The organism is Actinacidiphila yanglinensis, assembly GCF_900107965.1.
Classification (GTDB): domain Bacteria; phylum Actinomycetota; class Actinomycetes; order Streptomycetales; family Streptomycetaceae; genus Actinacidiphila; species Actinacidiphila yanglinensis.
In genome coordinates, this window is sequence record NZ_FNVU01000019.1 from 161,880 (window position 1) to 188,504 (window position 26,625).

At 72.4% G+C, this 26,625-nt stretch carries 21 protein-coding genes and 2 rRNA genes; 8 read left to right on the forward strand and 15 right to left on the reverse strand.

Going from position 1 to position 26,625, the window contains the following annotated elements; translation table 11 throughout:
- From C4U44_RS32150 to C4U44_RS32175, 5 genes are all read right to left on the reverse strand, one after another.
- Window positions 1-1,017, reverse strand: a complete 1,017-nt coding sequence (locus C4U44_RS32150; RefSeq protein ID WP_235032500.1) for a hypothetical protein — start codon at window positions 1,015-1,017, stop codon at window positions 1-3.
- Entirely contained in the window at window positions 1,014-1,682 is a 669-nt protein-coding gene (locus C4U44_RS32155; RefSeq protein WP_103889591.1) for a hypothetical protein, read from the reverse strand. The genes C4U44_RS32150 and C4U44_RS32155 overlap by 4 nt, the downstream gene beginning before the upstream one ends.
- Before the next feature lie 312 nt (window positions 1,683-1,994).
- On the reverse strand, window positions 1,995-2,675 hold the full coding sequence (locus tag C4U44_RS32160) for a hypothetical protein (protein ID WP_160145155.1): 681 nt from the start codon (window positions 2,673-2,675) through the stop codon (window positions 1,995-1,997).
- 300 nt (window positions 2,676-2,975) lie between these two features.
- On the reverse strand, window positions 2,976-3,665 hold the full coding sequence (locus C4U44_RS32170) for a phosphatase PAP2 family protein (protein ID WP_103889594.1): 690 nt from the start codon (window positions 3,663-3,665) through the stop codon (window positions 2,976-2,978).
- Window positions 3,666-4,079: 414 nt separating this feature from the next.
- Entirely contained in the window at window positions 4,080-5,090 is a 1,011-nt protein-coding gene (locus C4U44_RS32175) for a bifunctional lytic transglycosylase/C40 family peptidase (RefSeq protein ID WP_103889595.1), read from the reverse strand.
- Between the two features lie 263 nt (window positions 5,091-5,353).
- Here C4U44_RS32175 and C4U44_RS32180 point away from each other — a divergent pair, with 263 nt between their 5' ends.
- The 6 genes from C4U44_RS32180 to C4U44_RS32205 all read left to right on the forward strand — a co-directional run bounded on the left by C4U44_RS32180 (window position 5,354) and on the right by C4U44_RS32205 (window position 12,860).
- The gene (locus C4U44_RS32180) at window positions 5,354-5,662 is read left to right on the forward strand and encodes a hypothetical protein (RefSeq protein ID WP_103889596.1); all 309 of its coding nucleotides are present in this window, start codon (window positions 5,354-5,356) and stop codon (window positions 5,660-5,662) included.
- 210 nt (window positions 5,663-5,872) lie between these two features.
- Window positions 5,873-6,715: a hypothetical protein gene (locus C4U44_RS32185; protein WP_103889597.1), complete on the forward strand. Its 843-nt coding sequence runs from the start codon at window positions 5,873-5,875 to the stop codon at window positions 6,713-6,715.
- On the forward strand, window positions 6,705-8,081 hold the full coding sequence (locus C4U44_RS32190; protein WP_200823473.1) for a hypothetical protein: 1,377 nt from the start codon (window positions 6,705-6,707) through the stop codon (window positions 8,079-8,081). The genes C4U44_RS32185 and C4U44_RS32190 overlap by 11 nt, the downstream gene beginning before the upstream one ends.
- Window positions 8,078-9,622 carry an SCO6880 family protein gene (locus tag C4U44_RS32195; RefSeq protein ID WP_103889598.1) on the forward strand — a complete coding sequence of 515 codons (1,545 nt, stop codon included), beginning with the start codon at window positions 8,078-8,080 and terminating at the stop codon, window positions 9,620-9,622. The genes C4U44_RS32190 and C4U44_RS32195 overlap by 4 nt, the downstream gene beginning before the upstream one ends.
- A 30-nt stretch (window positions 9,623-9,652) precedes the next feature.
- Entirely contained in the window at window positions 9,653-11,071 is a 1,419-nt protein-coding gene (locus C4U44_RS32200; RefSeq protein ID WP_103889623.1) for an ATP-binding protein, read from the forward strand.
- A gap of 4 nt (window positions 11,072-11,075) precedes the next feature.
- A complete protein-coding gene (locus C4U44_RS32205) occupies window positions 11,076-12,860 on the forward strand; it encodes a type VI secretion protein (protein WP_235032501.1) in 1,785 nt (594 codons plus the stop codon).
- 72 nt (window positions 12,861-12,932) lie between these two features.
- Here the strand turns inward: C4U44_RS32205 and C4U44_RS32210 are convergent, their stop codons facing one another.
- From C4U44_RS32210 to C4U44_RS32230, 5 genes are all read right to left on the reverse strand, one after another.
- The gene (locus tag C4U44_RS32210) at window positions 12,933-14,663 is read right to left on the reverse strand and encodes a cytochrome c biogenesis protein DipZ (RefSeq protein ID WP_103889599.1); all 1,731 of its coding nucleotides are present in this window, start codon (window positions 14,661-14,663) and stop codon (window positions 12,933-12,935) included.
- A 155-nt stretch (window positions 14,664-14,818) separates the two neighbouring features.
- Window positions 14,819-15,937, reverse strand: coding sequence for a LacI family DNA-binding transcriptional regulator (locus C4U44_RS32215; protein ID WP_103889600.1), 1,119 nt, complete (start codon window positions 15,935-15,937; stop codon window positions 14,819-14,821).
- 92 nt (window positions 15,938-16,029) lie between these two features.
- A complete protein-coding gene (locus C4U44_RS32220) occupies window positions 16,030-17,682 on the reverse strand; it encodes an extracellular solute-binding protein (RefSeq protein ID WP_103889601.1) in 1,653 nt (550 codons plus the stop codon).
- Window positions 17,683-17,739: 57 nt separating this feature from the next.
- Window positions 17,740-18,603 carry a carbohydrate ABC transporter permease gene (locus C4U44_RS32225; protein ID WP_103889624.1) on the reverse strand — a complete coding sequence of 288 codons (864 nt, stop codon included), beginning with the start codon at window positions 18,601-18,603 and terminating at the stop codon, window positions 17,740-17,742.
- Window positions 18,604-18,698: 95 nt separating this feature from the next.
- Window positions 18,699-19,688, reverse strand: a complete 990-nt coding sequence (locus C4U44_RS32230; RefSeq protein ID WP_407642921.1) for an ABC transporter permease — start codon at window positions 19,686-19,688, stop codon at window positions 18,699-18,701.
- Between the two features lie 340 nt (window positions 19,689-20,028).
- On the opposite strand from C4U44_RS32230, the gene C4U44_RS32235 reads away from it, so the two are divergent.
- Entirely contained in the window at window positions 20,029-21,030 is a 1,002-nt protein-coding gene (locus C4U44_RS32235; protein ID WP_103889602.1) for a hydroxyacid dehydrogenase, read from the forward strand.
- Between the two features lie 250 nt (window positions 21,031-21,280).
- On the opposite strand, the gene C4U44_RS41740 is transcribed toward C4U44_RS32235, so the two are convergent.
- The gene (locus C4U44_RS41740) at window positions 21,281-22,822 is read right to left on the reverse strand and encodes a hypothetical protein (RefSeq protein ID WP_160145156.1); all 1,542 of its coding nucleotides are present in this window, start codon (window positions 22,820-22,822) and stop codon (window positions 21,281-21,283) included.
- A gap of 119 nt (window positions 22,823-22,941) precedes the next feature.
- Window positions 22,942-24,045 carry an RNA polymerase subunit sigma-70 gene (locus C4U44_RS32245; RefSeq protein ID WP_235032502.1) on the reverse strand — a complete coding sequence of 368 codons (1,104 nt, stop codon included), beginning with the start codon at window positions 24,043-24,045 and terminating at the stop codon, window positions 22,942-22,944.
- Window positions 24,046-24,206: 161 nt separating this feature from the next.
- Between C4U44_RS32245 and C4U44_RS32250 the strand changes: the two genes are divergently transcribed.
- Complete coding sequence (locus C4U44_RS32250; RefSeq protein ID WP_200823474.1) at window positions 24,207-25,769, forward strand: DHA2 family efflux MFS transporter permease subunit; 1,563 nt, start codon at window positions 24,207-24,209, stop codon at window positions 25,767-25,769.
- On the opposite strand, the gene C4U44_RS32255 is transcribed toward C4U44_RS32250, so the two are convergent.
- From C4U44_RS32255 to C4U44_RS32265, 3 genes are all read right to left on the reverse strand, one after another.
- Window positions 25,735-26,259: a GNAT family N-acetyltransferase gene (locus C4U44_RS32255; RefSeq protein ID WP_103889604.1), complete on the reverse strand. Its 525-nt coding sequence runs from the start codon at window positions 26,257-26,259 to the stop codon at window positions 25,735-25,737. The two genes, C4U44_RS32250 and C4U44_RS32255, sit on opposite strands and share 35 nt — an antisense overlap.
- Before the next feature lie 67 nt (window positions 26,260-26,326).
- Window positions 26,327-26,443 (reverse strand): 5S ribosomal RNA (gene rrf / locus C4U44_RS32260).
- Between the two features lie 56 nt (window positions 26,444-26,499).
- Window positions 26,500-26,625: ribosomal RNA gene (locus tag C4U44_RS32265) — 23S ribosomal RNA — on the reverse strand; the annotation flags it as partial.

Below are 26,625 nucleotides of genomic sequence, written 5' to 3' on the forward strand. Positions count from 1 at the left end.
CTAGTGGTTGACGGACTGGATCTCCTGGACCTGGACGTCCTGGTCGAACTCGAAGCTGCCGCCGGCCAGATCCCCGCCCGTACCGCCGCTGCCGGTCCAGCTCACCTTCCAGCTGATGGTCGCGCTGAGCGGGAAGGTGCCGCCGTCGGAGGAGCGGCGGTAGGTCAGCCCGCAGGGCGGGACCTTGTTGCCGTCGGCCTTCACGTACTTCTCGCCGATCGACCCGTCCGCGTTGAGCGGGCAGTCCCCGGACGCCGGGTAGAGGTCCGCGTCCGGCGTGCCCGCCCTCAGATGGAGCCCCTCCGGTGTGGCGGTCGTGGTGGCCCACAGGTTCAGCGAGGCCAGCCGCGCCGTCACCGACACCGGTGCGACGTCGCCCTTGTCCAGCCAGGCCCACGTGTTGAGGTTCACGGTCTGGACGTCGTTGGCGGACGGGGAGAGGGTGATCGGGTTCTCCGGGATGCGGATCCGGTCGTAGGCCGACTCCGCGAGGATCTCCGGGGTCACGATCGGGCCCTTCGGAGCCGGCGGCGTGTCACCGTTGAGCACCCAGTCGTCGTACTCCTTGAAGCACGACAGCGCGCCCGGGTCGCCGATCCGGTTCGGGTTCGCCTGCCCGTTCCACCACATGCCCTTGCCGGTGTTGGGGATCTCGAAGTCCTTGTGCGGGTGGCCGTTCACGTAGTAGTCGCGCTGCGTGGAGTCCCACTCGTACCCGGTGGAGTCCTCCCCCCACACGCTCTCCCGCTCCGCCTTGAGCTCCTTCGGTGTGGCGACCGGCGCCTGCCAGCAAGCGGGCGGGGTCCACCCGGTGTTCGCGGTGAGCGGGTGTCCCTTCGGGGGCTCGGCGGGGGTGTACGTGACCTGGTAGGCCGCCGCCGAAGCGCTGATGTTCCCGTCGCCGCTGCCGGCACCGACTCCCGGGGCCGGTGCGTCGCCGGCGCGGGCCGGTCCACCGGTCGCGAGCAGCGTCAGTCCGGCCACCGCGAGCACGACGAGCGTCTTCCGCGTTCTCACTGCTTGCACTGGGTGGCCCTCTCCACGACGACGACGTGCGACGCCTGCCACACGCCGTTGGAGACGGCGTCCTTCGTGAACAGCACGTTGTACAGCACGTAGTCGCTGTCGCTCGGTGTGGTGATGTTGACTTTCCCGGAGGTGAAGTTCTTGCTGTACGCCTTGGTCTGGTTGCGGCAGTAGCTCAACGTGACGGAACCGGAGCCCACCACCTTGAGCTTGTCGCCGTAGTACCGGTCATCACCCATCGGCGCCCAGTTGCCGCTGATGTTCGCCTTGATCTGCGCCTGCGCGTACGTCAGACCCTGGTCCCGCGAATAGAACTGGTACGCCGGGTCCTTGAGGTTGTGGGCGGCCGCCGCACGGTTGTAGCCGCGGATGTACTGCTCCGCGTCGTTGAGCACCGCGTCCTTCGTCGTGTCCCCGGTCTTCGGCCAGTCGAACGTCATCGTCAGGTCCTTGGGCAGCACTGTCGAGGGCCGCTTGACCGTGTCGGACGGCGTCGCACTGGCCGTCGTCGTCGGGGCCGCCGCGGACGTCGTCGTGGCGTCGGACTGGTCGATCTTGTCCGAGCCGCCCGAACCGCCGCCGCAACCGGTCAGGAGCAGGGCGGCTGCGGCCACCGCCGAGACAGCCGACACGGTGGGCAGGAAAGAGCGGGTCACGATGACATCCCCCGTGAGATACCTGAGATAGCCGAACATGCGAGAAAAGCTGGCAGGTCGACGCTACCCGCGGGCTCGTGGCGGCAGGAAGGGTTCCGCCCCATCTGTGACCGGTCCGGCACACAGACCGCACAACCCCACTGCCCCCCGGCCTTTCCTCCCCCTCCCCCCGTCAACTCCCCACGTTTCGCCTCTCGGCAGAGCTCACGCCCGACAACTCGCGCTCTGCACGACGGTGATCCGCGACGCCTGCCACACGCCGTCGGCCGTATCCCGGAACAGGAGCAACTCGTACCGGGTGCGGCCCGGGGGTCAGGAGATCTCGCACTGCTTCGCGCCCTTGGTCCAGGTGTGGTTGAAGGCCTGCCAGTCGCCGTGGGGGCCCTTGGTCATCAGGAGGGTCCACTGGCGGAAGTCGGACAGCGAGGGCTGGGTGGTCAGGACCTTGCCGGTCTTCGCGACCTTGGAGTACGCCTTGCGCTGGTCCTCGCAGTAGGTGACCGACATGTTGCCTCCCGAGTCGGGGAGGGACTTCACCACCGGGCGGTAGTAGTGGTAGGCGCCGGTGATGACGGTGCCGTCCTTCTCCTGGGAGATGATCGAGTCGGCGTACTCGGCGCCGGTGCCGCCGGCCCAGTAGCGGGCGAAGTTCGACGGCTCCGTGGGATAGCCGTGCGCCTCGAACTCCAGCACCGCGGTGGCCGCGTAGGAGGTGTCGCGCAGCAGCGCCGCGTGCGTGGCGGAACCGCCGTCGAATCCGTCGAACCTCACGGTCACGTCGGGCGGCAGGTCGAACTTCGGTGCCCCGGAGAGGGCGGGCGCGGTCGCCGAAGCCGTGGCGGACGGGGTCGGGTTGGTCGCCGAGGACGACGCGGAGCCGGAGCCGGACGGGTGCGCGCCGTCGTCGGCGCCGCCCCCGCCTCCGCACCCGGAGAGCAGGAAGGCGCCGGCCGCGCAGAGCGCCGCAACGCCGAGTGTGGTGGAACGGGTCATCGTGGTTTCCCTCGGGTCCGTGGTGGACGTGCTGGCGGGGCACTCAGCGCGGGCGAGGGGGTGCGGCGTGCCGTCGGCACCACGTGATGGCCCGCGGTACGGCAGTCGGCAGTACGACGGGCCGGCCGCGAACCGCAACGCGGCCACCGCGGGCAGGCGTGCGCGAACCATGGAAGTCCCCCCCCACAGAGACGTCACAGACGGAGTCTGCGGCCCGACGCTACCAGCGCGTCGCGCCCGCGCCACCGACGCGCACAGGATCTCCCCGGCCCACGCATCCGCCGCGCCTGGCGGGCGGGATCAGGCCGCCAGGTCCTTGTCGGTGGCGCTGTGCCGGACCTCGCGGGGGCCGATCCGCCCGGCGGCGGGGACGGTGCGCGGCGAGCGGACCAGGGCGGAGGCGCGGCCGCGCGCCAGCCGGGTGGTGAGCGCGGTGAGCAGGGCGACGGCGGGCGCGGTGAGCAGCAGAGCGGTGGCCGTGCCGAGCGCGAACCCGCCGATCACGTCGGTCGGGTAGTGCGTGCCGACGTAGATGTCGCAGAACCCCTCGGCGAGCGCGGCGAGCAGGGCGACGGCGCCGAACCTGCGGCTGACCGTGAACAGCCCGACGGCGACCGCGGCGATCACCGCGCTGCGCACGCTGACGAAGGAGTAGCCGCCCTCGTGCACCAGCACATGGAGGCCGTCGTGGTCGAGGTACGGGCGGGGGCGCTGGACGAGCGCCCGGATCGGCAGGTCCAGCAGCAGGGCGATCCCCGCGGCCAGCGCCGACCACAGCACGCCGGCGACCGCCGCCGGCGCGTCCTCGGCCCGCCGGGCCACCCGCCACCAGCAAAGGACGACCAGCACGAGCGCGAGGGCGACCAGGCCGTACCCGCCGGCCCACTCCACCGCCCGGTCGACCCCGCGCGGGGCGTGCCCGGACAGCCCGTTGACCCCGCGCAGCAGGCTGACGTCAGGGTTCGCGCTGTCGCCTGCGACCTTCGCCATCGCGGACCACCACTCTTCCGTCAACGCAACTGAACGTGTGCCATCGGTCGGCTCGTGCGCAACCCCCGTCGCTTGCGTCTCGCGCCATTCTCCCCCGTACAACGGCCGGCACACTACGTAGCGTTCCGGTCTTCGCCAGATGATCACCAGGACGTTATGGAAGGGTGACCAGGAGGAACGATTACGCGCCCGATCCGCCCAACCCTCGGGGCAGAGCCTCACGGTGCGCACCCGTCACATCCGTCCCGGCGCACCCGGCCCCGCCCCCACCCGCTCCCGGCGGACGCGCGGGCGCATGGAGGCAGGGGCGCGCGAACGCGCGAAGGCACGTACGTACGGACACGCGGGCGCACGGACCCGAACACACGGACGCGAACGCGCCGGAGTCGGCCCGCCGGCGTCAGCCAATACGCGTCAGCTCGTCGGCGACGCGGTGGGCAGCGCCTGCGCCCCGCTCTCGGTGACCCGGGTCGCCCCGATGTAGTCGGGCGAGTCGATCTTGTCGAACCGGATGACCGCACCCGTGTGCGGCGCGTCGATCATGTAGCCGCCGCCGACGTAGATCCCCACGTGGTGGATCGACCGCGGGTCGCTGAGGTCGTAGGCGAAGAAGACGAGGTCGCCCGGGAGCAGCTCGGCCCTGGTCGGGTGCGGCCCGGCGTTCCACTGATCGTTGGCGACCCGGGGCAGGCTCACCCCGACCGCGTGGTACGACGCCTGCGTCAGCCCCGAGCAGTCGAACCGCCCGCCCTGCGCCGGCGTCCCCTCCCCGCCCCACAGGTACTTCGTGCCGAGCTTCGACTGCGCGTAGTTGATCGCGCCCGCGGCCTGCTCGGTGGGCTCCAGCCGCGCGACCGGCGCGGCGAAGCTCTGCGCGAGGGTGCGGATGATCGTCACGTAGTGCTGCGTCTCGGCGTATGGCGGGATGCCGCCGGCCTTGATCACCGCGTACGCGCCCGCGTTGTAGGAGGCGAGCATGTTGTCGGTGTTGTCGCCCGGCACGTTCTTCACGTAGTCGGCGAGCTGGCAGTCGTAGGTGGCCGCGGAGGGGATCGCGTCCTGCGGGTCCCAGACGTCGGCCTTGCCGTCCCCGTTGCCGTCGATGCCGTGCGTCGCCCAGGTGCCAGGGATGAACTGCGCGATGCCCTGCGCCTCGGCCCCGCTCTGCGCGTGCGCGTTCCACCCGCTCTCCTGGTAGAGCTGCGCGGCCAGCAGCGCCGGGTTGAGGGCGGGGCACAGATTGCCCCACTTCAGCACGATCGGCTGGTACTCGGCCGGCACCGAGCCCTTGGCCAGTGTGACGGCCTGTCCGTTCTCGCCGTCCGTCAGCCCGGCCGCGGCCGAGAAGGTCCCCACCACGAGCAGCGCGAGGAACGAAAAGCACAGGCCCAGCGCGATGATGACGACGAGCCAGATGCGGCGCACGCGGTCCCCACCCCTTCCGATCCTCGTACGATCCCGCTCTCTTCGTTGCCCTACGGTGATGCTCGTGATACACACAGTAGTCGTCTGTGTCCCTCGAACACCGGTCCGTTCACCAGTCTGGCTGCTGCGGGCCGGATCACACGGACGATCCGCCGAGAAAGTCGCTCAGTCGACATGCAACAGCGGATTCCTCCGTCAAGATAGATGATGGCCCCTTGCGCCCCGGCGAGGGAGCCAACTGATCGAGCGGGGTGGTGAGTTACATGTTTCAGGCAGCGGCGAAGGGCGACATCAACACCATCATCGGTGGCATCGCCCCGGACTGGGGACCGTTCGGTTCCCTCGGCAACGAAGCACGTGTCCTGGTCGAGGTGATCATGGCGGTGGCGATCCTGCTGTGCCTGGCCCTGGCGATCTGGGGTGCGGCCAAGCAGCGGATCGGTGCCACCGCGCTGCGCGACACCTTCAGCGCGGAGCAGGGCAAGGGATTGATCATCGCCGGGCTGACCGGCGTGTTCATCATCGGTTCCCTGGGCACGCTGTTCACCATCGTCTACGGGATGGCGATCTAGCCCCGGTCCGGCCGGCGCGGCCGGACCATCCCCGGGTGCCCGCGGGCACCACCGTTCCCCTTCCGGAGCCCGTCCCAGGCTCCACCGTCCCGACCAAGGCTGCGTGCTGATGCCCACTCAACCAAGCAGCGCTGTCGTCCTCCGCGACACGCTCCGCCGCGACACGCGCCCGCGCGCCGTGCCCGCGGCGCCCGGGGGGGCGACCGCGCGATGAGCCTCGGCCAGGACGGTCCCCCGACCCGGACCCGGATGCCGGAGGGCCACGGCGCGCACGGCCCGGCGGGGCGGCGCCCGCAGCCCAGGCGTGCGCTGATGACGGTGGTCGGTGTGGTCGTCATCCTCGTCGCGGCGCTGGCCTTCGCCACCCGCGGCGGCGGGTCGTCGTCCTCCGACGACGCCGGGTCCGGCGGAAGCAGCGGAGGCGGTTCCGCGGCGAAGGGGTCGGCGAGCACGACCGCACCCACCGGCGAGCGCCCGGTCACCGGCAAGTCCGCGGGTATCCCGGCGGGCTTCGCCCACACCGCGCAGGGCGCCCAGTCCGCGGCGGCCAACTACGCGGTGGCCCTGGGCGGCGTCGACATGTTCAACACCGCGTCCCGGCACCGGATCGTGGCGGATGTGTACGCACCGTCCGCATCCACACAGCTCCAGGGCTCGCTCGACCAGGCGTACTCCACCACCGCGATAAAGTCCCTGGGCCTCGACCCGGACGGCACCGCGCCGGCCGGGCTGACCCTCGTCTCGCGGACGATCCCGGTCGGCACGAAGACCACGGCGGGCACCGCCGACGCGGCCACGGTCCAGGTGTGGTGCACCGCGCTCGCCGGCCTGGCCGGCCAGGGCTCCACCAAGCCCGTCACCACCTCGTGGTTCACCATCACCGAGAAGCTGGTGTGGGACGCCTCGGGCACGTCGGGCGGCGGGGACTGGAAGATCGCGTCGTCCAGCCAGAAGGAGGGGCCCGCGCCCGTCGGCGGGGACCAGCAGGTCGCCACGGCGGACCAGATCGCGGGTGCCGTACAGCAGTACGGAGGGTTCACCTATGCGAGGTAGCAGCCGCTCTCGACTCCTTCCCCTGACGGGCGCCGTGGTGGCGCTCCAGACCGCGCTGTGGGTTTTCGCGTCGCGGGCGATGGCGGATCCGACGGCCACGCCGACGCCCTCGGCGACCTCCGGCGGGAGCGACCCCTGTCGCGCGCTCATCGGATCGGCCAAGGACGTCTGCGAGAGCAACAACAAGACCGGCAGCAGCGGAGGAGGAGGCAGCGGGGGCATCACCAGCACCCTCGACCCCCTCACCTCCCTCGGCAAGGGCTGCGCCGAAGCCGCCTCCTGGACGATCGACAAGCTCTCCTCGGCGGTGACGAACACCACCGAGGTGGACTTCACGAACACCGACTTCCTGCGGCAGTACGCCGTGGTGTTCGCCGCCTCCACGATCCTGACGCTGATCCTGTGGCTGCTCGCGGTGGCCAAGCGGGCGGTGCGCGGGGTGCCGATGACGGAGGCGATCAGCGAGGCGGTCGGCTTCCTGTGGCTGACCGTGCTCGCCTCGGCCTTCACCCCGCTGGTGCTGTACACCGTGGTCTCGGCGACGGACGCGGTCACCGACGTGATCTCCTCGGGCACCAAGTCGAACACCGACGTGTTCTTCGGCTCGTTCTCCGGTGCCCTGAAGAAGGGCACCGACATCGGCGGCGGCCCGGTGATGCTGATCGTGGTGTCGCTGGTGTCGGTGCTGGCCGCGGGCGTGCTGTGGCTGGAACTGGTGATCCGCGCGGCGCTGCTGTACGTCGGCGCGCTGCTGGGCACCGCGGTCTACGCGGGCCTGGTGGACAAGAACATGTGGCACCACGTCAGGCGCTGGGCCGGCATCATGATCGCGGTGATCCTGGTGAAGCCCGTGATCGTGATCGTGCTGGGCCTGGCGGGCGCGCTGTCGTCGTCGAAGAACGGCCCGGACTCCTTCTCCGCCGTCGTCTCGGGCCTGGCGATCATCCTGCTGGCGATCTTCGCCAGCGCCATGATCTACCGCTTCGTGCCCGGCTTCGGCGACGACGTGGTGAACCTGCGCAACGGCCGCAAGGCCAGCGGCCAGTCGTCCGCGGCCGCGGTGATCTCCTCCCCGGCCGCGCTGGTCCGCCAGGGCATCACCACGCACAGCGCCCGCGGCGGCCCGCAGGAGCAGGCCCAGGGCGGCGGCCAGCCCGCCAACCCGGTGGCCGGCGGCATGGCCGCGCACAGCACCCGCAGCGGGGGTTCCGGCGGCTCGGGCGGCGGCTCCGGGAGCAGTGGCCCCAGCGGCGGCTCCGGGGGCGGCAGCGGCCCGCTCAGCGGCTCCCCGTACCGGTCCGGCTCCGGCCGGGGACCGGGCTCGGGTTCGAACAACGGCTCTTCCCAGGGAGGTGAGCGCCGGTGACGACCCAGCCCTTCACCCAGCCGCGCCGCACGTATCTGATCGGAAAGGCGCGGCCGAACGCGATCGTCGGCAAGAACCGGGAGACCGGCGAGATCGCGCTGATCATCGTCGGCGCGGCGCTGGGCATGATGTCCGGCTTGCTGATCCCGGTGCTGCTGCTGCGGATCGTCGGCCTGGTCGGCTGGCCGGTGCTGGCGCTGGCCGCGGTGTACATGCCCTACCGGCGGCGGACGTTCTACCGCTGGTTCGAGATCAACCGGGCCTACCGGCGGATGCTGCGGGTCGCACCCTCGTACCGCTCGGCGGCGCAGGAGGCGGGCACCAGGATGGACGGCCTGGAGGTCGAGGTCGGGCCGCCGCCGGGGATCGGGCGGATCACCTGGCTGGCGGCGCCGTTCGGGCCGGACGAGATCGCGGTGCTGCTGCACGTGGACCGGCGCACCGTCACCGCGGCCATCGAGATCGAGGGCCCGGGCGTGGGCCTGCGCGACAGCGAGGACCAGGAAGCCCTGGTGGAACGCTTCGGCACGCTGCTGAAGCACGTGGCCAACGGCGACGGCTTCGTGACGCGCCTGCAGATGCTGGCCCGCACGCTGCCGGCCGACCCCGACGCGCACGCCAAGGACGTGGCGCAGCGCGGCGAGCCGGACGCGCCGCGCTGGCTGCAGGACTCCTACGACCAGCTCCAGTCGATGGTGTCGACGTCCTCCGAGCAGCACCGCGCCTACCTGGTGGCGTGCATGCACTTCACCCGTGAACTGGCCGCCGAGGGCAACGCGATGGCCCGCGCGACCGCGGCCCGCGGCACCAAGGTGGACAAGGACGGCGGGCTGGCGGCGGTGATGGCCCGCGAGCTGAACGACATCTGCGCGCGGCTCGCCGAGGCGGACATCCGGGTCAGGCAACCGCTGGGCCAGGCCCGGCTGTCGTCGCTGGTGCACTCGATGTACGACCCGGACCACCCGATCGACCACATCCAGGCGATGACCCGCCGCAACGCGTGGCCGGCCGAACTCGACGCGACCGAGCCGACGTTCCTCCAGGCGAAGACCCGTGAGTCGAGCACGCGCGCCCCGTGGCTGCACGCGACGGCGTGGGTGAAGGAGTGGCCGATGACACCGGTGGGCGTCAACTTCCTGGCGCCGCTGCTGGTGCACACTCCCGACGTGATCCGCACCGTCGCGGTCTGCATGGACCTGGAGCCCACCGACGTGGCGATCGAGCGGATGCTGACGGAGAAGACCAACGACGACGCCGAGGCGAGCCGGGCGGCGAAGATGAACCGCGTGGTCGACCCCCGGGACGTGGCCCACCACGGCCGGATCGACCAGCGCGGCGAGGATCTGGCCAGCGGCGCGGCCGGGGTGAACCTGGTCGGCTACATCACGGTGTCCTCGCGCTCCCCGGAAGCGCTGGCGCGCGACAAGCGCACTATCCGCGCTTCCGCCGGTAAGTCGTATTTGAAGCTCGAGTGGTGCGATCGTGAGCATCACCGGGCATTCGTGAACACGTTGCCGTTCGCTACCGGCATCCGCCGGTAGTCCGCCCGGAGGAGGAGGCCACCGATGCCCATGCTGGACCCTCTGGCTGCGATCACGGACGCGTTCACCAGCTTCCTGTTCGGCCGGGTGGAGACCACCCGGCTGCCCGTCCGCACCTCGACCGGCCAGGCGCAGGCGGTGTACCTGCCGACCGCCGCGCCCGGCCTCGGCGACTCCGGTGTGATCATCGGACGCGAGGTGTACTCCGGAAAGGGCTACATCTACGACCCGTTCCAGCTCTACGGCCAGCAACTGCCCGCCCCGCACTGGCTGGTGCTGGGCGAGTCCGGCAACGGCAAGTCCGCGCTGGAGAAGACCTACGTGATGCGGCAGTTGCGCTTCAAGGACCGGCAGGTCGTGGTGCTCGACGCGCAGGGCGAGGACGGCGTCGGCGAGTGGAACCTCATCGCGCAGGCGCTCGGCCTGACCCCGATCCGGCTGGACCCGATGGCGGCGCTGGACGGCGGGATCAAACTCAACCCGCTGGACCCGGCGATCACCGTCACCGGGCAGCTCGCGCTGCTGCGCACCATCATCGAGGTGGCGCTGGGGCGCGGCCTGGACGAGCGGTCCGGCTTCGCGCTGAAGGTCGCGCACAGCTACGTCGCCGAGACGGTGACGGACCGCCAGCCGATCCTCACCGACATCGTGGAGCGGCTGCGGCACCCGGTGCAGGAGTCCGCCGAGGCGATGAACGTCGACCTCGACGACGTCCGCGCCTGGGGCCTGGACGTCGCCCTGGTGCTCGACCGGCTGGTCGACGGCGACCTGCGCGGGATGTTCGACGGGCCGACGAGCGCCGGCATCGACCTGGACTCGCCGCTGATCGTCTTCGACCTCTCCCACATCGACCGCAACTCGATCGCGATGCCGATCCTGATGGCCATCGTGGGGGTGTGGCTGGAGCACACCTGGATCAGGCCGGACCGGAAGAAACGCATCTTCCTGGTCGAGGAGGCCTGGCACATCATCAACTCGCCTTTCGTGGCACAGCTGTTCCAGCGGCTGCTGAAGTTCGGTCGGCGGCTCGGCCTGTCGTTCGTCGCGGTGGTGCACCACCTGTCCGACGTGGTGGACGGCGCGGCCGCCAAGGAGGCCGCCGCGATCCTGAAGATGGCCTCGACCCGGACGATCTACGCGCAGAAGGCCGACGAGGCGAGAGCCACCGGCCGGGTGCTGGGTCTGCCGCGCTGGGCGGTGGAGATCATCCCGACCCTCACCCCTGGCATCGCCGTGTGGGACGTCAACGGCAACGTGCAGGTGGTCAAGCACCTGATCACCGAGGCGGAACGCCCACTGGTCTTCACCGACCGGGCGATGACCGAGTCCTCGCAGGAGCACCTGGCCGGCATCGAGGCCGAGGCGGAGGCCGAGGCCGAGGCGCGGGCGGAGGCGCACGCGGCCCAGGTCGCGCTCGCCAAGCACATGGCAGACGACGCGGTGGCGTGAAGGCATGGCGGCGCGCGCGAAGGAGACCTCGGGGGGCCTGCCGGACGGCCTGATCGTCGGGATCATCGGCGTCCTGCTCGGGGTGACCCTGCTGGTGTGGACGGCGACCGGGATCTCCGCGGTGCTCGCGCACGGCGGCTGGCCGCAGGGCGTGCACTTCACCCGCACCCCGCGGGCGATGCGCTACCTGGTCGCCCAGCCGCACGACATGGCCGCCGCGTGGCCGAAGACGCCCCGGGGGCAGCTGTCGGGCGCGGAGCTGTTCTGGTGGGTGTTCGTCGGCCAGATCGCGGCGCTGGTCGCCTTTGCCGTGTGGGTGCTGAACGCGGTGGCGCGGCTGCGCGGCAAGCGCCCGCCGCGCAGCCGGGCGCCGCGCCGCGCAGCCCGCACCGCGGCCGCCGCCAAGCGGGGCCCCGAACCGGCCGGGGACGTCGAGGCGTTCACGGACGAGGGGGACGAGGCGGACCCGGCGCTCGCGACGGACGCGGACCCGGACGAGGCGGACCCGGACGGCGGCGCCCCGGCCGGCGTGCCCGAGCCGCGCCGCCACGCCGGCCCCCGGGCCTCCTCCGCCGCCGGCGAGGAGAGCCTGGACGCCTGGTTCCGCACGGTGCCGCGCGCGGTGCCGCCCGGGCCGGCGGGCACCCCCGAACCGGTGGACGCCCCCACGACGGAGTTCCCCCCGGTGCCCGCCGGGAGCGCGGTGCCCGCCGGGCATCTGGCTCCCCCGCCGGGCCCGGCCGCCCCGCTGGCCGCGCTCGCCGACGGCGAAGTCACCCGTACCTACGCGCTGTTCGCGGCGCCGCGCGGGGACCAGGCGAAGCGGGTGGTGCAGCCGGCCGTGCTGGCCGCGGCGGGGCCGGTGGTGGTGACCACCGCGGATCCGGAGACGTACCACCAGACGGCCGGGAACCGGGCGAAGCTCGGGCCGGTGCATGTCTACGACCCGGCGCACCTGCTGGATGTGCCCGGGCGGTTGCGGTGGGCGCCGCACGACGGCTGCGACCGGCCGGGGACCGCGCGGATACGGGCCGCAGCCCTGCTGGCACCGCTGCGGACCGCGCGCGCCGACGAGGCCATCGTGCACGACACGGCGGTGACGCTGCTGCGCTGCTGGCTGCACGCGGCCGCCGTGGACGGGCGGCCGTTCCGGCAGGTGCAGCGCTGGGCGGCGGGCGGGGCCGCCGCCGGGGACGCGGTGCGCGTGCTGCGCACCGACCGGGACGCCGCGTCGGGCTGGAGCGGCGAGCTGGAGTCGGTGCTGCACGCCCACCCCGAACGCCGCGACGCCGCACAGGCGTTGATCCGGCACATCCTCGAACCGCTGAACTCCGTGCACATCCGCGACGCGTGCACGCCCGCCAAGTCCGGCGGCCTCGACATGGAGTCATTCGCCGCCGAACGGGGAACGCTCTATGTGGTGGGCGAACGGATCGAGGACCCGCGTTCCCACCTGGGTGCGATGCCCCTGCTGACCGCACTCGTCTCCAGCGTGGTCGAGCACGGCCGGCGCATGGCCGCAGGGTCACCCGCCGGTCGGCTCGACCCACCACTGACGTTCGTCCTCGACGACATCGCCGCGCTCGCCCCCGTCCCCGACCTGCCCGCGCTGCTGGCCGAGGGGCATGCCGCCGGGCTGCCGACGCTCGCCGTGCTGCGCTCGCCCGAGCAGGGCACCGCCCGCTGGCAGTCCCCGTTGTGGCAGCAGGCCGACATGCGGCTCGCGCTCGGCGACGCGACCGCGGACGCGCTGCCGCCGGCCGTTCCCGACGCGGTCCGCATCCGCTGAGCCCGGGCCGCCTCGCCCGAAGGCGGCCCCGTCCGAAGGCGCCTCACCCGAGGCTGCCCACCCGAAGGCGCCTCACCCGAAGGTGAAGGAGTAGGCGCTCAGCCCCGGGGTGAACTGCAGCGTGAGCATCCCGTTCTGCGGGCTGTCGCCGGACACCACCGGGTAGATGTCGGGTGCTCCCGACACGTGGAACGTCCGGGTCTTCCCGCGGAACGTCGCGGTGAGAGTGCCGGTGCCGCCGACGTCCAGATAGACGTCGTCCGCACCGACGTTCAGCTGCAACGCGGCCGCGTGCACCGAGGTCAGCGCCTCGTCGCCGACCTTCCAGCGTCCCGACAGCGCGAACTCGTACTGGCCGGGGGGACCCTGCGCGGTGAACGTGCGGGTGCCGTTGGCCAGCGGGCCGTCCGCGTACTCCTGCGCCCGCTGGGAGCCGAGGTACGTCTCCGGGTTCTGGTCATCCGTCGGGGTGCGGTCGGGCACGTCGGTCGCCTCGGGGAGTTCCACGCCCGGGTGCGCCGCGGTCAGCAGCTGCCGGATCAGCTTCTCGTCGCCGGTGTACCCGCCCTCGCCGATCGCGACGTGCCGTACCTCGCCGGTGGAGTCGATCAGGTACTGCGCCGGCCAGGAGTCGTTCCCGAAGGCGTTCCACGTCGTGTAGTCGTTGTCGAGCGCGACCGGGTAGGTGATGTGCAGCCGCTTGGTGCCGGCAGCGACGTTGGAGGGCACGTGCTCGAAGGCGTACTCGGGGGTGTGCACCCCGATCACCACCAGGCCGTCCGCCTTGTAGTCCTGGTACCAGGCGTTGACGTGCGGGATGGCCCGCTGGCAGTTGATGCAGGAGTACGCCCAGAAGTCGACGAGCACCACCTTGCCCTTGAGGTCGGCCGCCGTCAGCGGCTTCCCGCCGGGGGTGTTGAGCCACTTCTGGATGCCGGAGACGGTGGGCGCCTTCCCGCAGTCGCCCAGGTCCTCCTGGGGGTCCTGCGCGCACTGCTGCAGGGCCATGGCCTGCTGGGGCCCGAGCTGCCGGGCCGCCTTGGTGCCGTCCAGCGCCTTGTTGAGGCTCGCGGTGTAGTCCGGCACGGCGCGCTGGATGGCGTCGGTGACGTTGAAGGTCAGCGCGACGGCCAGCGCGATCACGACCAGGCCGGCCGCGAAGCGCACCGCCCGCTGCCGCTCCCGGAAGGCCCGCACCCGCTCGGCGACGCCGCGCCCGGCGAGCGCGAAGAACAGCAGCGGGGCCGCGGTGCCCACGGCGAAGGCGAGGGTGAGCGCGACGGTCTGCGCGCCGATCCGGTGGGTCGCGCCGGCCACGGTGATCGCGGCGAGCACCGGCCCCGCGCACGGCACGTACACCGCGCCGAGCGCCAGGCCCAGCACGAACCCGCCCCGCTCCCGGCTGACCTGGCGCCGCCCGACATAGGCGAACGGCCGCTCCAGCAGGTCCTGCACCCGCGGGAACATCATCGCCACGCCGAGCACGGTCAGCACCGCCAGGCCCGCCCAGCGGATGCTGTCGGCGGGCAGCGGCAGCACGCTGAGCACGAGGGTGCCCAGCAGCGTGAAGACGCTGAAGCTCAGCGCGAGTCCGGCCACCACCAGGTACGGGCGGCGGCCGGTTCCGGATCGGCCCCGGTACGGCGTGCCCCCGGCCCACACCGCTGAGCCGGCCCGGCCCGCCGCGGGCTGCTGCGCCGGGGCGCCCGCGGTCAGGAAGACCACGGGCAGCACCGGCAGGACGCACGGCGAGATCCCCGTGATGAAACCGCCCACCAGACCGATGAGCACGAGCGTGACCACGATGACCTCCGGATACCGCCGGTGCCCCTGCGGGCGGGTCCCGGCCCTTCACGCTAATACCGCCGGAGCACCCGGGGCCGCCACCGGGGCAGCCGTTCACCGATCCGTAAGACCCGTACGTGCCAGGACGCCCGCGCGTTCAGCCGCGCGCCGGTTCAGTCCCGCGGCCGGGGCCTGGCCACCGACTCGCGCAGCACCGTGTGCGTGCCGAGCAGGTGCCGGCTCTGCGCCAGGGCACGGGTGCCGCCGCCCTCGCCGCGGGCGGCCTTCTCCGCGAGCGCCAGCCGGACCGACTCCCGGCCCATCTCGTAGGCGGGGATGTTGACCGTGGTCAGCGGGGGGTTGAGGTCCTGTGCCAGGCCGTCGTTGTTGTAGCCGACGACGGAGATGTCCTGCGGGGTGCGCAGGCCGTGCTCGCGCATGGCCGCCATCGCGCCCGCCGCGACCTGGTCGTCGCCGGCGAAGACCGCGGTGAAGTCCGGGCGGCCGCCGCAGTCGGCGAGGATCTGCCGCATGTCCGCGTAGCCGTGCGTCCGGCCCAGGCCGGTCCCCTCGATACGCACGGCCGCCGGGCCCAGGCCGTGGTCGGCCAGCGCCCGGCGGTAGCCGGCGATCCGCGGCTCCACGGTGCTGTGGCCGGGCATCACGCCGAGGTAGAGGATGTCCCGGTGCCCGGCCGCCAGCAGGTGGCCGACGACCGCGTACGCGCCGGCCTCGTTGTCGTACTCGACGACCAGCACCGGCATGTCGGGGCTGGGCGCGGGCCGCCCGCACAGCACCAGCCGGGAGTCGGCGGCGGCCAGGCCGTGCGCGTACTCGGTGAGCCGCGCCCGGTAGCGGTCGTCCTCGACGGCCCCGCCGACCAGCACCACGAACTCGGCGCGCTGCTCGCGCATCATCTGCACCAGCGCCAGCTCGCGCGCCTCGTCACCGCCATGGCTGCACACCATGCACAGCCGGCCGCGGGCGGCGGCCTCCTGCTCCACGCCCTGCGCGACGCTGGCGTAGAACGCGCTGTCCACCGAGGAGACGATCACCGCGATCGTCTTCGGGCCGGTGCCGGCCAGCGCCCGGGCCCGGCCGTCGATGACGTAGTCGAGGTCCTTCACGGCCCGCAGCACCTTCGCGCGGGCCGCGGCGGACGTCGGGTAGTTGCCGGCCAGCACCCGCGAGACGGTGGCCACGGACACGCCCGCGCGGTCGGCGACGTCACGGATGGTGCGCCTGCCGCTGCCGCGGCCCGCCGCGCCCGGCCCTGGTGAAATCTCCGCCATTCCCGCCATCCGAAGTCCGTCGCGGCCACGCCGCGTCCCCGCGCCGGCGCGCCGCCGCCCAGCGTACTGGTGCCGGGCCGGGCGGCGGGCGCTCAGTGGTTGGCCGCGTAGTCCTTGGCGTACTCCTCCGCCATCCGGTCCAGCCCCTGGCCGCGCATCTTCTTCACGGTGTCGTCCCAGGCGCTCATGGGCTTGCGCCCGGCCACCACCGCGCCGATGGTGTCGGTCCTGAGCTGGTCGATGGCCGCCCCCGACCGGGTCCTGGTCTCGGACTGAAGGCCCCAGCGCGGGTTGGCCACCAGCATCGGCGCGACCTTCGTCTGCCAGGCGTGGTTGCGCCGGACCGCGTCCGGGTGCCCGGGGAGGTAGAGCACCTGGGGGGCGTCGCACACGTACTTGAAGGGCAGGTTGACGTTGGATTCGACCAGACCGAGCCGGGTGGGGATCGGGTCGCCGGTCGCGTTGCGGGTGAAGTGCACGCCCTCCACGCCGAAGTGGGTCAGCTCGTACTCCTTGGTGCCGAAGGGCGAGGCCAGGTAGTTCAGCACCCGGAGGATCAGCTTCACCCGGTCCGGGGTGGTCTTCTTCAGCACGGTGTAGCCCCACGCGCCCTGCGCCCGCTGCATGCCCGGCTTCGCGCCGCCGGCCGGGGAGTACGGCACGGCCGCGTCGAGCGTGAAGGCGCCGTCGATGCTGGGGATCGAGGTGGACAGCGCCCCGAACCCGTCGGGCATGGAGGCGACCGTGCCGTTGTAGAAGAAGGTCTTGCAGTCCACCGTCGAGGTGCCCAGCACGTTCGGTTCGAACACGTCGGCCTTGCGCAGCTTCGCCATGTACTCCAGGCCGGCCCGGTACTCGTCGGTCGTGTACGCGCTGACGAAGGTGCCGCCCGCCTCCCGCTTCCACTCCTGCGGCGACCCGAACGCCATGGTGTGCACGTCGGCGCCGAACAGCAGCGGCGACGAGGAGCCCAGGCCGTACTTCCTGCCGTGGGTCGCGGCCTTGGCGACGGCCATGAAGTCGTCGGAGCTCCAGCCGTCCTTCATCCCGGCGGCGGAGAAGGCGTCGGCGTTGATCCACAGGCAGTTGCCGGGGGCGGAGCGCTGGATGGGCACGCCATAGATCCGCCCGCCGATCCGGCCCATGTTCTGCCAGACGTACGTGGGCAGGTTGGCGAGGTTCGGGTACTCCTTGATCGCGTCCCCGGTCAGGTACGACGACAGGTCGGTGCACTCGGCGGTGACGAACTCGGCCTCGCGCGGCAGGGTGTGGCCGCCGCCGAAGTTGATCACGTCCGGCAGGTCGTTGCCGGCCGTCATGGTGGCCATCTTCGTCATGTAGTCGGAGTCGGGCACCACCGTGAACTCGATGTTCACGCCGAGCGCCTTGTTGACCGCCGCCCAGAAGCGGTTGGCCGACGCCGGCTTGGGCGGGGTGCCGTAGGTGATGGTCATCACCTTGATCGTCTGCCCGCTGCCGGGCTTCTCCTGCACCGCGTTCACCAGCTTGGCGGGGTAGGTCAGGTACCCGGGCTGGATGCCGTCCGCGGTGCCCGGCAGGTCCGGCGCCGGGCCGTCGAAGGGCACGTACGCCGGCCACGGGGTCAGCTTCTTGCCGACGTTGCTGACGTCGTGCCGGGAGGCGGAGGTGGAGCAGGCGGCGAGCACGGACGGGGCGGCGATGGCGGCTCCGCCTGCGGCGATCGAGCGCAGCAGGGTACGCCGCGAGAACGACGAGGTACTCACGGTGGTCCTTTCGGAGGGGATCTGCTCGGCGAGCCGGGGTCGACTCGTGGGCTGGGGTCAGCTCTTGATGGCGCCGGTGAGCACGCCCTTGGTGAAGTACTTCTGGAGGAAGGGGTAGACGGCGAGGATCGGCACCACGGCCACCACCAGCACCGCCATCTGGATCGTCTGCGGCGCGGCGACCTGGCCGGCGTCGCCCGCTCCCGTGTCGGCGAGCTGCGCACCCCCCACCACGTAGGTGCGCAGTACCTGTTGCAGCGGCCAGTGGCCGGAGTCGAGGTAGATCGATGCGTAGAACCAGGCATTCCAGTAGGAGACCGCGTAGAACAGCCCGACCACCGCGAGCGCCGCCTTGGACAGCGGCAGCACGATCCGGCGCAGCACCATCCACTCGCCGGCGCCGTCCAGCCGCGCCGCCTCGTGGAGTTCGGCCGGCACCGACTGGAAGAAGCCGCGCAGGACCACGAGGTTGAAGACGTTGATCACCACCGGGGCGATCAGCGAGTCGTAGCTGTTGAGCATGTGGAGGCTCTTGACCAGCAGGAAGCTGGGGATCATGCCGGGCGGGAAGAGGAACGTGAACAGGATGACCAGCAGCAGCGGCCGGCCGCCGAACAGGTCGGGGCGGCTGAGCCCGTAGGCCAGGCCGATCGTGCAGGCCAGGCTGACCGCGGTGCCGACCAGCGTGACGCCCGCGCTCACCGCGAGCGCGTGGCCGACGATGCCGCCCTCGAAGATCTCCCGGTAGGCGCGCAGCGTCGGGTGCTCGGGCCAGAGCACCCACCCGCCGTTCGCCACCACGTCCTTGTTGCTCGCCAGGGAGGTGGACACGATGATCAGGAACGGCACCACCACCAGCAGCACCACGGTGGCCAGCGCGACCGCCTTCGCCGCCCGGGTGAGCGGCTTCGGCCGCTCCATCCACGCGGGGCGCGCCGTCCGCGCGGGCCTGCGGCGCCGCGGTCCGGCCGTCCCGCGCGGGCCGGCGGTGCGGGTGCCGTGCGGGGCGAGCGTGCTCACTGGTAGACCCCCTGCTCTCCGAGGCGGTGGGCGACCTTGTTCGCGGCGTAGACGAGCACCGCGCCCACCACGCCCTTGAACAGGCCGGCCGCGGCCGCGTATCCGTAGTCGCCCTCGACCAGGCCGCGCTGCCACACGAGGGTGTCGATCACCTCGGCGGCGTCCGGGCCGACCGACGCGCGCTGGAGCAGCATCTGCTCGAAGCCGACCGACAGGATGTCGCCGACCCGCATGATCAGCAGCAGCACGATGACCGGCCGGATCGCGGGCAGCGTGACGTGCCAGAACCGCCGCCACGGGCCGGCGCCGTCGATCGCGGCGGCCTCGTACTGCTGCTCGTCGACCTGGGCGAGCGCGGCGAGGAAGATGATCGTGCCCCAGCCGCAGTCCTTCCAGATCACCTGGGCGACCACCAGCGGCTTGAACGCGGCCGGGTTGCCGATGATGTCCACCGTGTGCAGGTGGGCGTCGCCGAGCAGGTTGTTGAGCAGGCCGGTCTCGCCGAGCACCTGCTGGAAGATCGCCACCACGATCACCCAGGACAGGAAGTGCGGCAGGTACATCACCGACTGCACCACACGCCGCAGCGAGTCGCGGGTCAGGCTGTGCAGCAGCATTGCCAGCGCGATCGGCACGGGGAAGTAGAACGCGAGCTGGAGCAGCGCTATCCACAGGGTGTTGACGACCGCGTGCCAGAACGCCGTGTCGACCAGGATCGCGTGGAAGTTGGACACCCCCACCCACTCGCTGGCCCACAGCCCGTCGAAGGGCACGTAGTCCTTGAACGCGATGACGTTCCCGGCCATCGCGCCGTACTGGAAGACCAGGAAGTAGAGCAGCCCGGGCCCCATCAGCAGCAGCAGGACGAGGTCCCGCCGCAACCGTTTACGCCGGGCGCCGCGGGCCGCGCGACCCCCGGTTCCTGCGGTACCGGACGCGTCCGCCGCACCCGTGCGGCCGGTGGCGTCCCGTTCGGCAATCGCCATCGCGTCCTCCTCGACGCTTAAGGTGGCACGGAAACTAAACCGGTTACTACGACGGGGTCAACCCCTCTCGCACGGAGGAACCTGGCAATTGGCGGGCCTCGCCCGGTCGAACATCCCTCGCATCACCAGCCATTCGGGCAAAGCGACAGCCCGACCCGGAGGTCTCGCGTTGACGGCGTCGGGGCGCGACCCTAGGCTTTGACCGTGGAAAAGTAACCGATTACACGGCCGGAGACAGACCCCCGGCCACCCGATGACACGATGGGCCCGACCGGCCCGCCCCGAAGCGGCGGACCCGGCGGCACGGACGAACGCGAACGACGACACGTGAGGGGCAGACATGGCGGAGCGGCCGAAGCTGGTGCTGGCGATGCGACCGGACATCGTGGACCTGGTCCTGCCCGCACCGGTGCGCGCCCGGCTCGACGCGCTCGCTGACGTCCATCCCGTCGTCGTCACCGACCCGGCCGGCCCCGGCGCGGCCGAGGCACTCGCCGGCGCCCGGCTGCTGCTGACCGGCTGGGGCTGCCCGGTCCTCGACGCCGAGACGCTCGACCGCGCCCCGCTCCTGGCCGCCGCCATCCACGCGGCCGGCAGCGTCCGCGCCCACGCCACCCCCGAGGTCTGGGCCCGCGGGATCGCCGTCTCCTCCGCGGCCGACGCGAACGCGGCGCCGGTCGTGGAATACACGATGGCCACCGTCTGGCTGGCGTCCCATCGCGCGCTCAACACCGCCGCGCAGTACGTCGCCGGGCGCCAGCCCGAATTCGACACCAGGCAGGGCGCCGACGGCGCGACCATCGGCGTCATCGGCGCGTCCCGCATCGGCCGCGGCGTCATCTCCCGCCTGCTCGGCGCCGCCGCGGGCTTCCGGGTGCTCCTCGCCGACCCCTACGTCTCCGCGGCCGAGGCGGAGGCCCTCGGTGTCACCCTCGTCGACCTCGACGACCTGTGCCGGCGCAGCGACATCGTCACCGTGCACGCTCCGGACCTGCCCGAGACCCACCACCTCCTCAACACGGAACGGCTCGCGCTGCTACGGGACGGCGCGGCGGTCATCAACAGCGCGCGGGGGCGGCTCATCGACACGGAGGCGCTGACGCGGGAGTGCGGGACCGGGCGGATCGACGCGTATCTCGATGTCACGGAGCCGGAGCCGCTGCCCGACGGGCACCCGCTGCTGCTGATGCGGAACGTGCTCGTCACCCCGCATATCGCTGGTTGCCAGGGCACCGAGGTGCGACGGCTCGGTGGGTACGCCGTCGACGAGGTGGAGCGATGGGCAAAGGGGGAGCCGCTGCTGGGGGCGGTGCGGGTCGAGGACTTGGCGAGGATCGCTTGAGGACGAGGATGCCCTGACCCTCCCGGCTGCCCCGTCCCGTACGTCCCGGGACCTTGCGGTCCGTCCTGGCTCGTCGCGCATTTCCCGCGCCCCTGGGGGTGGTTGCTCGCTCGTCGTTGGCTGCGGGTGCGCGGTGGTTGCTCGCGCAGTTCCCCGCGCCCCCGAGGAGGTGCGGGGAACTGCGCGACTCACCAGGCGCTGACGCGCCGACTGTGCCGCGGCGACAGGACGGGGCACCCCGGGGGCGGGGTTACTCGCCACCCCCACCGTCCCCGCCACCGCCGGAGCCGGAACCCCCGTCCCCGCTGCCGCCGCCGTACCCACCGGAGCCACCGGAGCCGCCGTCACCACCGCCGTCACCGCCGTCGGAGGATCCCCCGTTGTCCCCGGAGTCACCGCCGCCGTAGCTGCCATCGGACGAAGCACCGGAGTCACCGGAGTCACCGGAATCGGAGCCCCCGTAACTCCCGTCGTCCCCGGAGGCCGAAGCGTCGGATGAGGCTGCGTCATCACCGGGCGCGGAGGCGTCAGTTGCGTCCCCCGCGGGTGCGGCCGGAGCAGCGGGAGCAGCCGGAGCCGCGTCGGCCGGGGCAGCGGGTGCGGCCGGAGCGGGTGCGGAGGCGTCAACTGCGTCGCCAGCAGGAGCAGCCGGTGCAGCCGCCGGGGCCGCAGGTGCGGCGGGAGCGGCGGGGGCCGCTGGGGACGAGCTCGTGGTGGTCGCGCCCCAGGGGGACCCGAGCATCGCCCCGGGAGTTCCGGCGATCGCCCCGCTGTACGCACTCGCGGAGACGCTCGTGCCGGGCGGGCCGGAGACGCTCGCGGGGGCGGCGCCGGGCGCCTGGGCGGTGGCGGTGCCGCCGTTGGGCGCGGAGGCCGTCGCGGAGGAGACACCGCCGAGCGGGCTGCCGGCCCCCATGGAGGTCGCGGACGTCGGCCCGGAGGAGCTGGTCGCGGACGCCTGCGCGCTGCTGCCGCCGGCCTCGCTGCCGGCCGCCGACGTACCGGCCGCAGAGGTGCTCGCGGACGCTCCCGTCGCACCGATCCCGGCCTTGCCGGCGCTCCCGAGGGGTCCGGAGGCCGCGCTCGCGGAGGTGTCGCCGCCGGGGCTGGAGGCCGCCGCGGAGGAGGCGTTCGCCCCGGAGTCGGCATTGGCACCGGAGAACCCGCCGCCGGCGGTGCTCGCCGAGGCCGCGGCACCCGCCTGGCTGGAGCCGCTCGTCGAACTCGCGCTCCGCGCACCGCCGGACGCCTCCGCGGAGGACGTCCCCTTGCTCGTGGACGCGTTGGACTCCGCGCCGGACCCGCTGCCGGTCGCGGTGGCGTCGCCGACGGACAATCCGCCGCCGGGTCCGGCCTTGGAGGCGCCCGCGCCGGCCGAGTTCGTCCCGTTGCCGTACGCCGAGGCCCCGGCGCCGGTCTTCCCGTCGCCGATGCTGGTGCCCGCCGCCGCGGGGGCGCCGTGCGAGCTGTTGCCGTAGGTCGCGCCCAGGCCGATCGACCCGGACTGGTCGCCGCCGCCGGTGCCGCCGCGCCCGGCCTGACCGCTGCTGTCGCTGCCGTACGCACTCGACCGGGATCCGCCGTCGGCGCCGGACGGATCGGCGAGCGCGCCTCCGGTCAGGTGCAGGACGCCCACCACGGAGGCCACGGTGAGGATCGACGCCCGGCGCAGCGCGCGCCCGCCGGTGCGCCTGCGGATGGGCTGCCGCGCCCCACCGGGATCGGGGAGTTCGGTCTGCGGCGGCCGGGTCCCGCCCGCCGGCGACGTACGGGACGACTCGTCTGTGGCCATGCGCGGCTTCCCTTCGTCGACGCGTCGAGGACGCGTTCCCTCTGGCACCGGTGTCCCCAACGGCACCGGCCGCACGGCCACTTTTCCGCACCCTCCCGTCCCCGGCAATGCCCCCGGCGCTACTCCCGCAGCGAGCGCGGCAGCCCGAAGAGCGGCAGCAGTCCACCGTCCATGAAGCGCGTGATCGCCGAGACCCGGTCCCCCTCCAGCGTCATCAGCAGCACCCCGTGCGCGTGCAGGAACGGGTTGCCCGGCAGCCGGAGATAGATGCCGAAGGCCGGCTGGCCGTTCGCCCGGGTCGGTACGAGCGCGTAGCTGCGGCGGCCGCGGAACGCGATGGTGCCGAGGAAGTTCCCGATGGCGGCGAGCCCTTGGTACTCCAGCGCCAGCGGGGGCATCGTCAGCCACGCGTCGTCGGTCAGCAGCGCCAGCACCGCGTCCACGTCACCGCTCTCGAAGGCGCGGGCGAAGTCCGCCACGACCTGCCGCTCGCGCCACGAGTCCGGCAGCGGCGCCGACTCCCGGTCAGCCGCGAGCCGTTCCCTCGACGCCAGCGCGGCCCGGGCCCGGCTCAAGGCGCTGTGCACCGCGTTCTCGGTGGTCACCATCATCGCCGCGACCTCGGCCGCCCGGTAGCCGAGCACGTCGCGCAGCACCAGCACGGCCCGCTGGCGCGGCGGAAGATGCTGCAAGGCCACCAGGAACGCCAGGGACACCGCCTCCCTGGTCTCGTAGCGCGCCTCGGGTCCCGGCGCGTGATCGGGCAGACCGGCGAGGAGCACGTCCGGGTACGGCTCCATCCAGACCGGTTCCGACGCGCGGGCGGTCGGCTCGGGCAACGGTCGCTCCAAGGGGATCGGCTCCAGCAGCCGAGGGTGCCGGGTCCCGGCCCGCAGGGCGTTCAGGCAGCGGTTGGTCGCGATCCGGTACAGCCATGTCCGCACCGACGAGCGCCCCTCGAAACCGCTCAGGCCGCGCCACGCGGACAGCAGCGTCTCCTGCAGCAGGTCCTCCGCGTCCTGGAGCGAGCCGAGCATGCGGTAGCAGTGCACCTGCAACTCCCGCCGGTACGGGTCGGTGAGCTGCCGGAACGCCTCGCCGTCGCCGGCCCGGGCGCGCGCGAGTACCGCGGCGTCCTGGTCCAGCGGCGGACCCGCGCCCCGATCCGCGTCCGTGACCGGGGCGGGGACCGCATCTCCCACGTCCCTGCTCGTCATCGCCATGCCCGCCGCCTTCCGCCGCAGCCCGGGGTCCGGTCCCGTACCGGTTCTCCTCTGTGCAGACACCGGCGCCACCGGAAAGTCGTCGCCGCTCCACGACAGGTTCGCCCGCCGCCCGGTGTCGGTACCAGCGACATCACGACCGTGACAGCAGGAGACGACACGTGAGCAGCACAGAGAGCAGTACAGCGGGGGCCCTGCCCGGCAGGCCCGCACCGTCCGGAGGAAACGGGGGCGAGGGACGGCCCCCGGTCACCCCGGCCCAGTGGTGGGCACTCGGCCTCGCCTCCATCGCGTCCTTCATGGTCATCCTCGACATGCTCGTGGTGGCCACCGCACTGACAGCGATCCAGCGCGACCTGCACGCCTCGATCGCCGACCTCGAGTGGACCGTCAACGCCTACACCCTCAGCTTCGCCGTCCTGCTGATGACCAGCGCCTCGCTCGGCGACCGCTTCGGGCGGCGCCGGCTGTTCGCGGTGGGACTCGCCGTCTTCGCGCTCGCCTCGGCGGGCTGCGCGCTCGCCCCGAACGTCGGCGTCCTCGTCGCCGCCCGCACCGTCCAGGGGGTCGGCGCGGCCACGATCATGCCGCTCGCCCTGGGCCTGCTCAACTCCGCCTTCCCGCCGGCCCGCCGCGGCTGGGCGATCGGCATCTACGGCAGCGTCACCAGCCTCGCCATCCTGTCCGGCCCTGTCCTGGGCGGCGCCCTCACCCAGGGTCTCGCCTGGCAGTGGATCTTCTGGCTCAACGTGCCGATCGGGCTCGCCGCGATCCCCTTCGTCCTGCGCCGGCTGCACGAAGGACCCGCGAACCGGTCCGCGGCGATCGACGTTCCCGGGCTGGTGGTCTTCACCGCCGCCGCGGTGGGCCTGGTCTGGGGCCTGGTCCGGGCCGACGCGGCCGGCTGGGGCAGCCCCGAGGTCACCGGCGCGCTCGTCGCCGGCGCCGTACTCAGCGTGGCGTTCGTCCGCCGGCAGGCCCGCGCCCGCACCCCCATGCTGCCGCTGCGGCTCTTCCGCTCCCGCTCCTTCTCCGCGGGAAACCTCATCATCTTCCTGCTGAACGCCACGATGACCGGGGCGATCTTCTTCCTCACCCAGTACCAGCAAGTCGCCCTCGGCCAGGGACCCTTGGACGCGGGACTGCGCACCCTTCCCTGGGGCGTCGCCCCCTTCCTGCTCGCCCCCAGAACCGGCGCCCTCGCCGACCGCATCGGCGAACGCCCCCTCATCGCGGCCGGAATGGTTCTCGAAGCGGCCAGCATGTTCTGGCTGGCCGGCTCCGCCACCGCCTCGGCCTCCTACCTCGCCGTGGTCGCGCCCATCCTCCTCGCCGGCCTCGGTGCCGCCCTCGCGATCCCCGCGGTGACCAAGTCCGCCGTCAACACCAACGCACCCGAGGACATCGGCAAGGCGTCCGGCGCGTACTCCACCATGCGGCAGCTCGGCGGTGCCTTCGGCGTCGCCATCCTCTCCGCCGCCTTCACCGCCTCCGGGTCCTATGCCTCCGCGTCCGACTTCTCCGACGGCCTGCGCACGGCCCTGGTCGTCGCCGGCGCGCTGTCCCTGGCCGGGGCCGTCGCCGCCACCGCGATCGCGCCCCGGCCGCGCGCCGCCACCGCGGGAGGGGAGGCCAAGGGAAATGCGGGCGAGGGGAGTTCGGTCCGATCCGCCGGCGGGGACGACCGGATCACGGACGATCGAGCGCCATCTCGTACTCGGTGAAGGACGCGTCCAGAGGCGACGCCATCCACTCCCCGGTCCGCCGGAAGCCCATCCGCCGATAGAACGCCTCGGCCCGCGGGTTCTTCTCGTGCACCCACAGGTGGAGCCGATCGGTCCGCTGCCAGGCCCAGTCCTGCACGGCGGCGAACAACCGGTCGGCCAGCCCGGACCCGCGGGCCTCCGGCACCAGGTACACGGCATTGACGCTGATGTACTCGGGGCGCTCGATCACCGCGACGGTCAGCCCCACCCAGCTCTCACCGTGATCACCGTGCTCGCCGATCCCGCCGTTCTCACGGGAGACGGCGACGAACTGCTGCGCCCCCTCCCCGGAAGCGCGCCGCCGCCAGTCGTCCTCGCTCATCGCCGACTCCTCGGCGTAGGTCCGGGCGAAGGCCACCGGAGCAACGGGGTCCTGAAGCGCGGTCAGCCGCAGTTGTCTGCTCCGCCGCCACTCGGCCGGCAGTACCGGCCGGATCTCGTAGTCCATGGGCCGACCGTACAACGCAAAAAAGCCCGGGTCCTCCGAATTATCGGAGGACCCGGGCTCAAGAATTGTTCGGCGGTGTCCTACTCTCCCACAGGGTCCCCCCTGCAGTACCATCGGCGCTGAAAGGCTTAGCTTCCGGGTTCGGAATGTAACCGGGCGTTTCCCTAACGCTATGACCACCGAAACACTACGAAACAACACGCTGGTTGCTTCAGAACTACACAGTGGACGCGAACAAATATGGACAAGCCCTCGGCCTATTAGTACCGGTCAGCTCCACCCCTCACGAGGCTTCCACATCCGGCCTATCAACCCAGTCGTCTACTGGGAGCCTTACCCCATCAAGTGGGTGGGAGCCCTCATCTC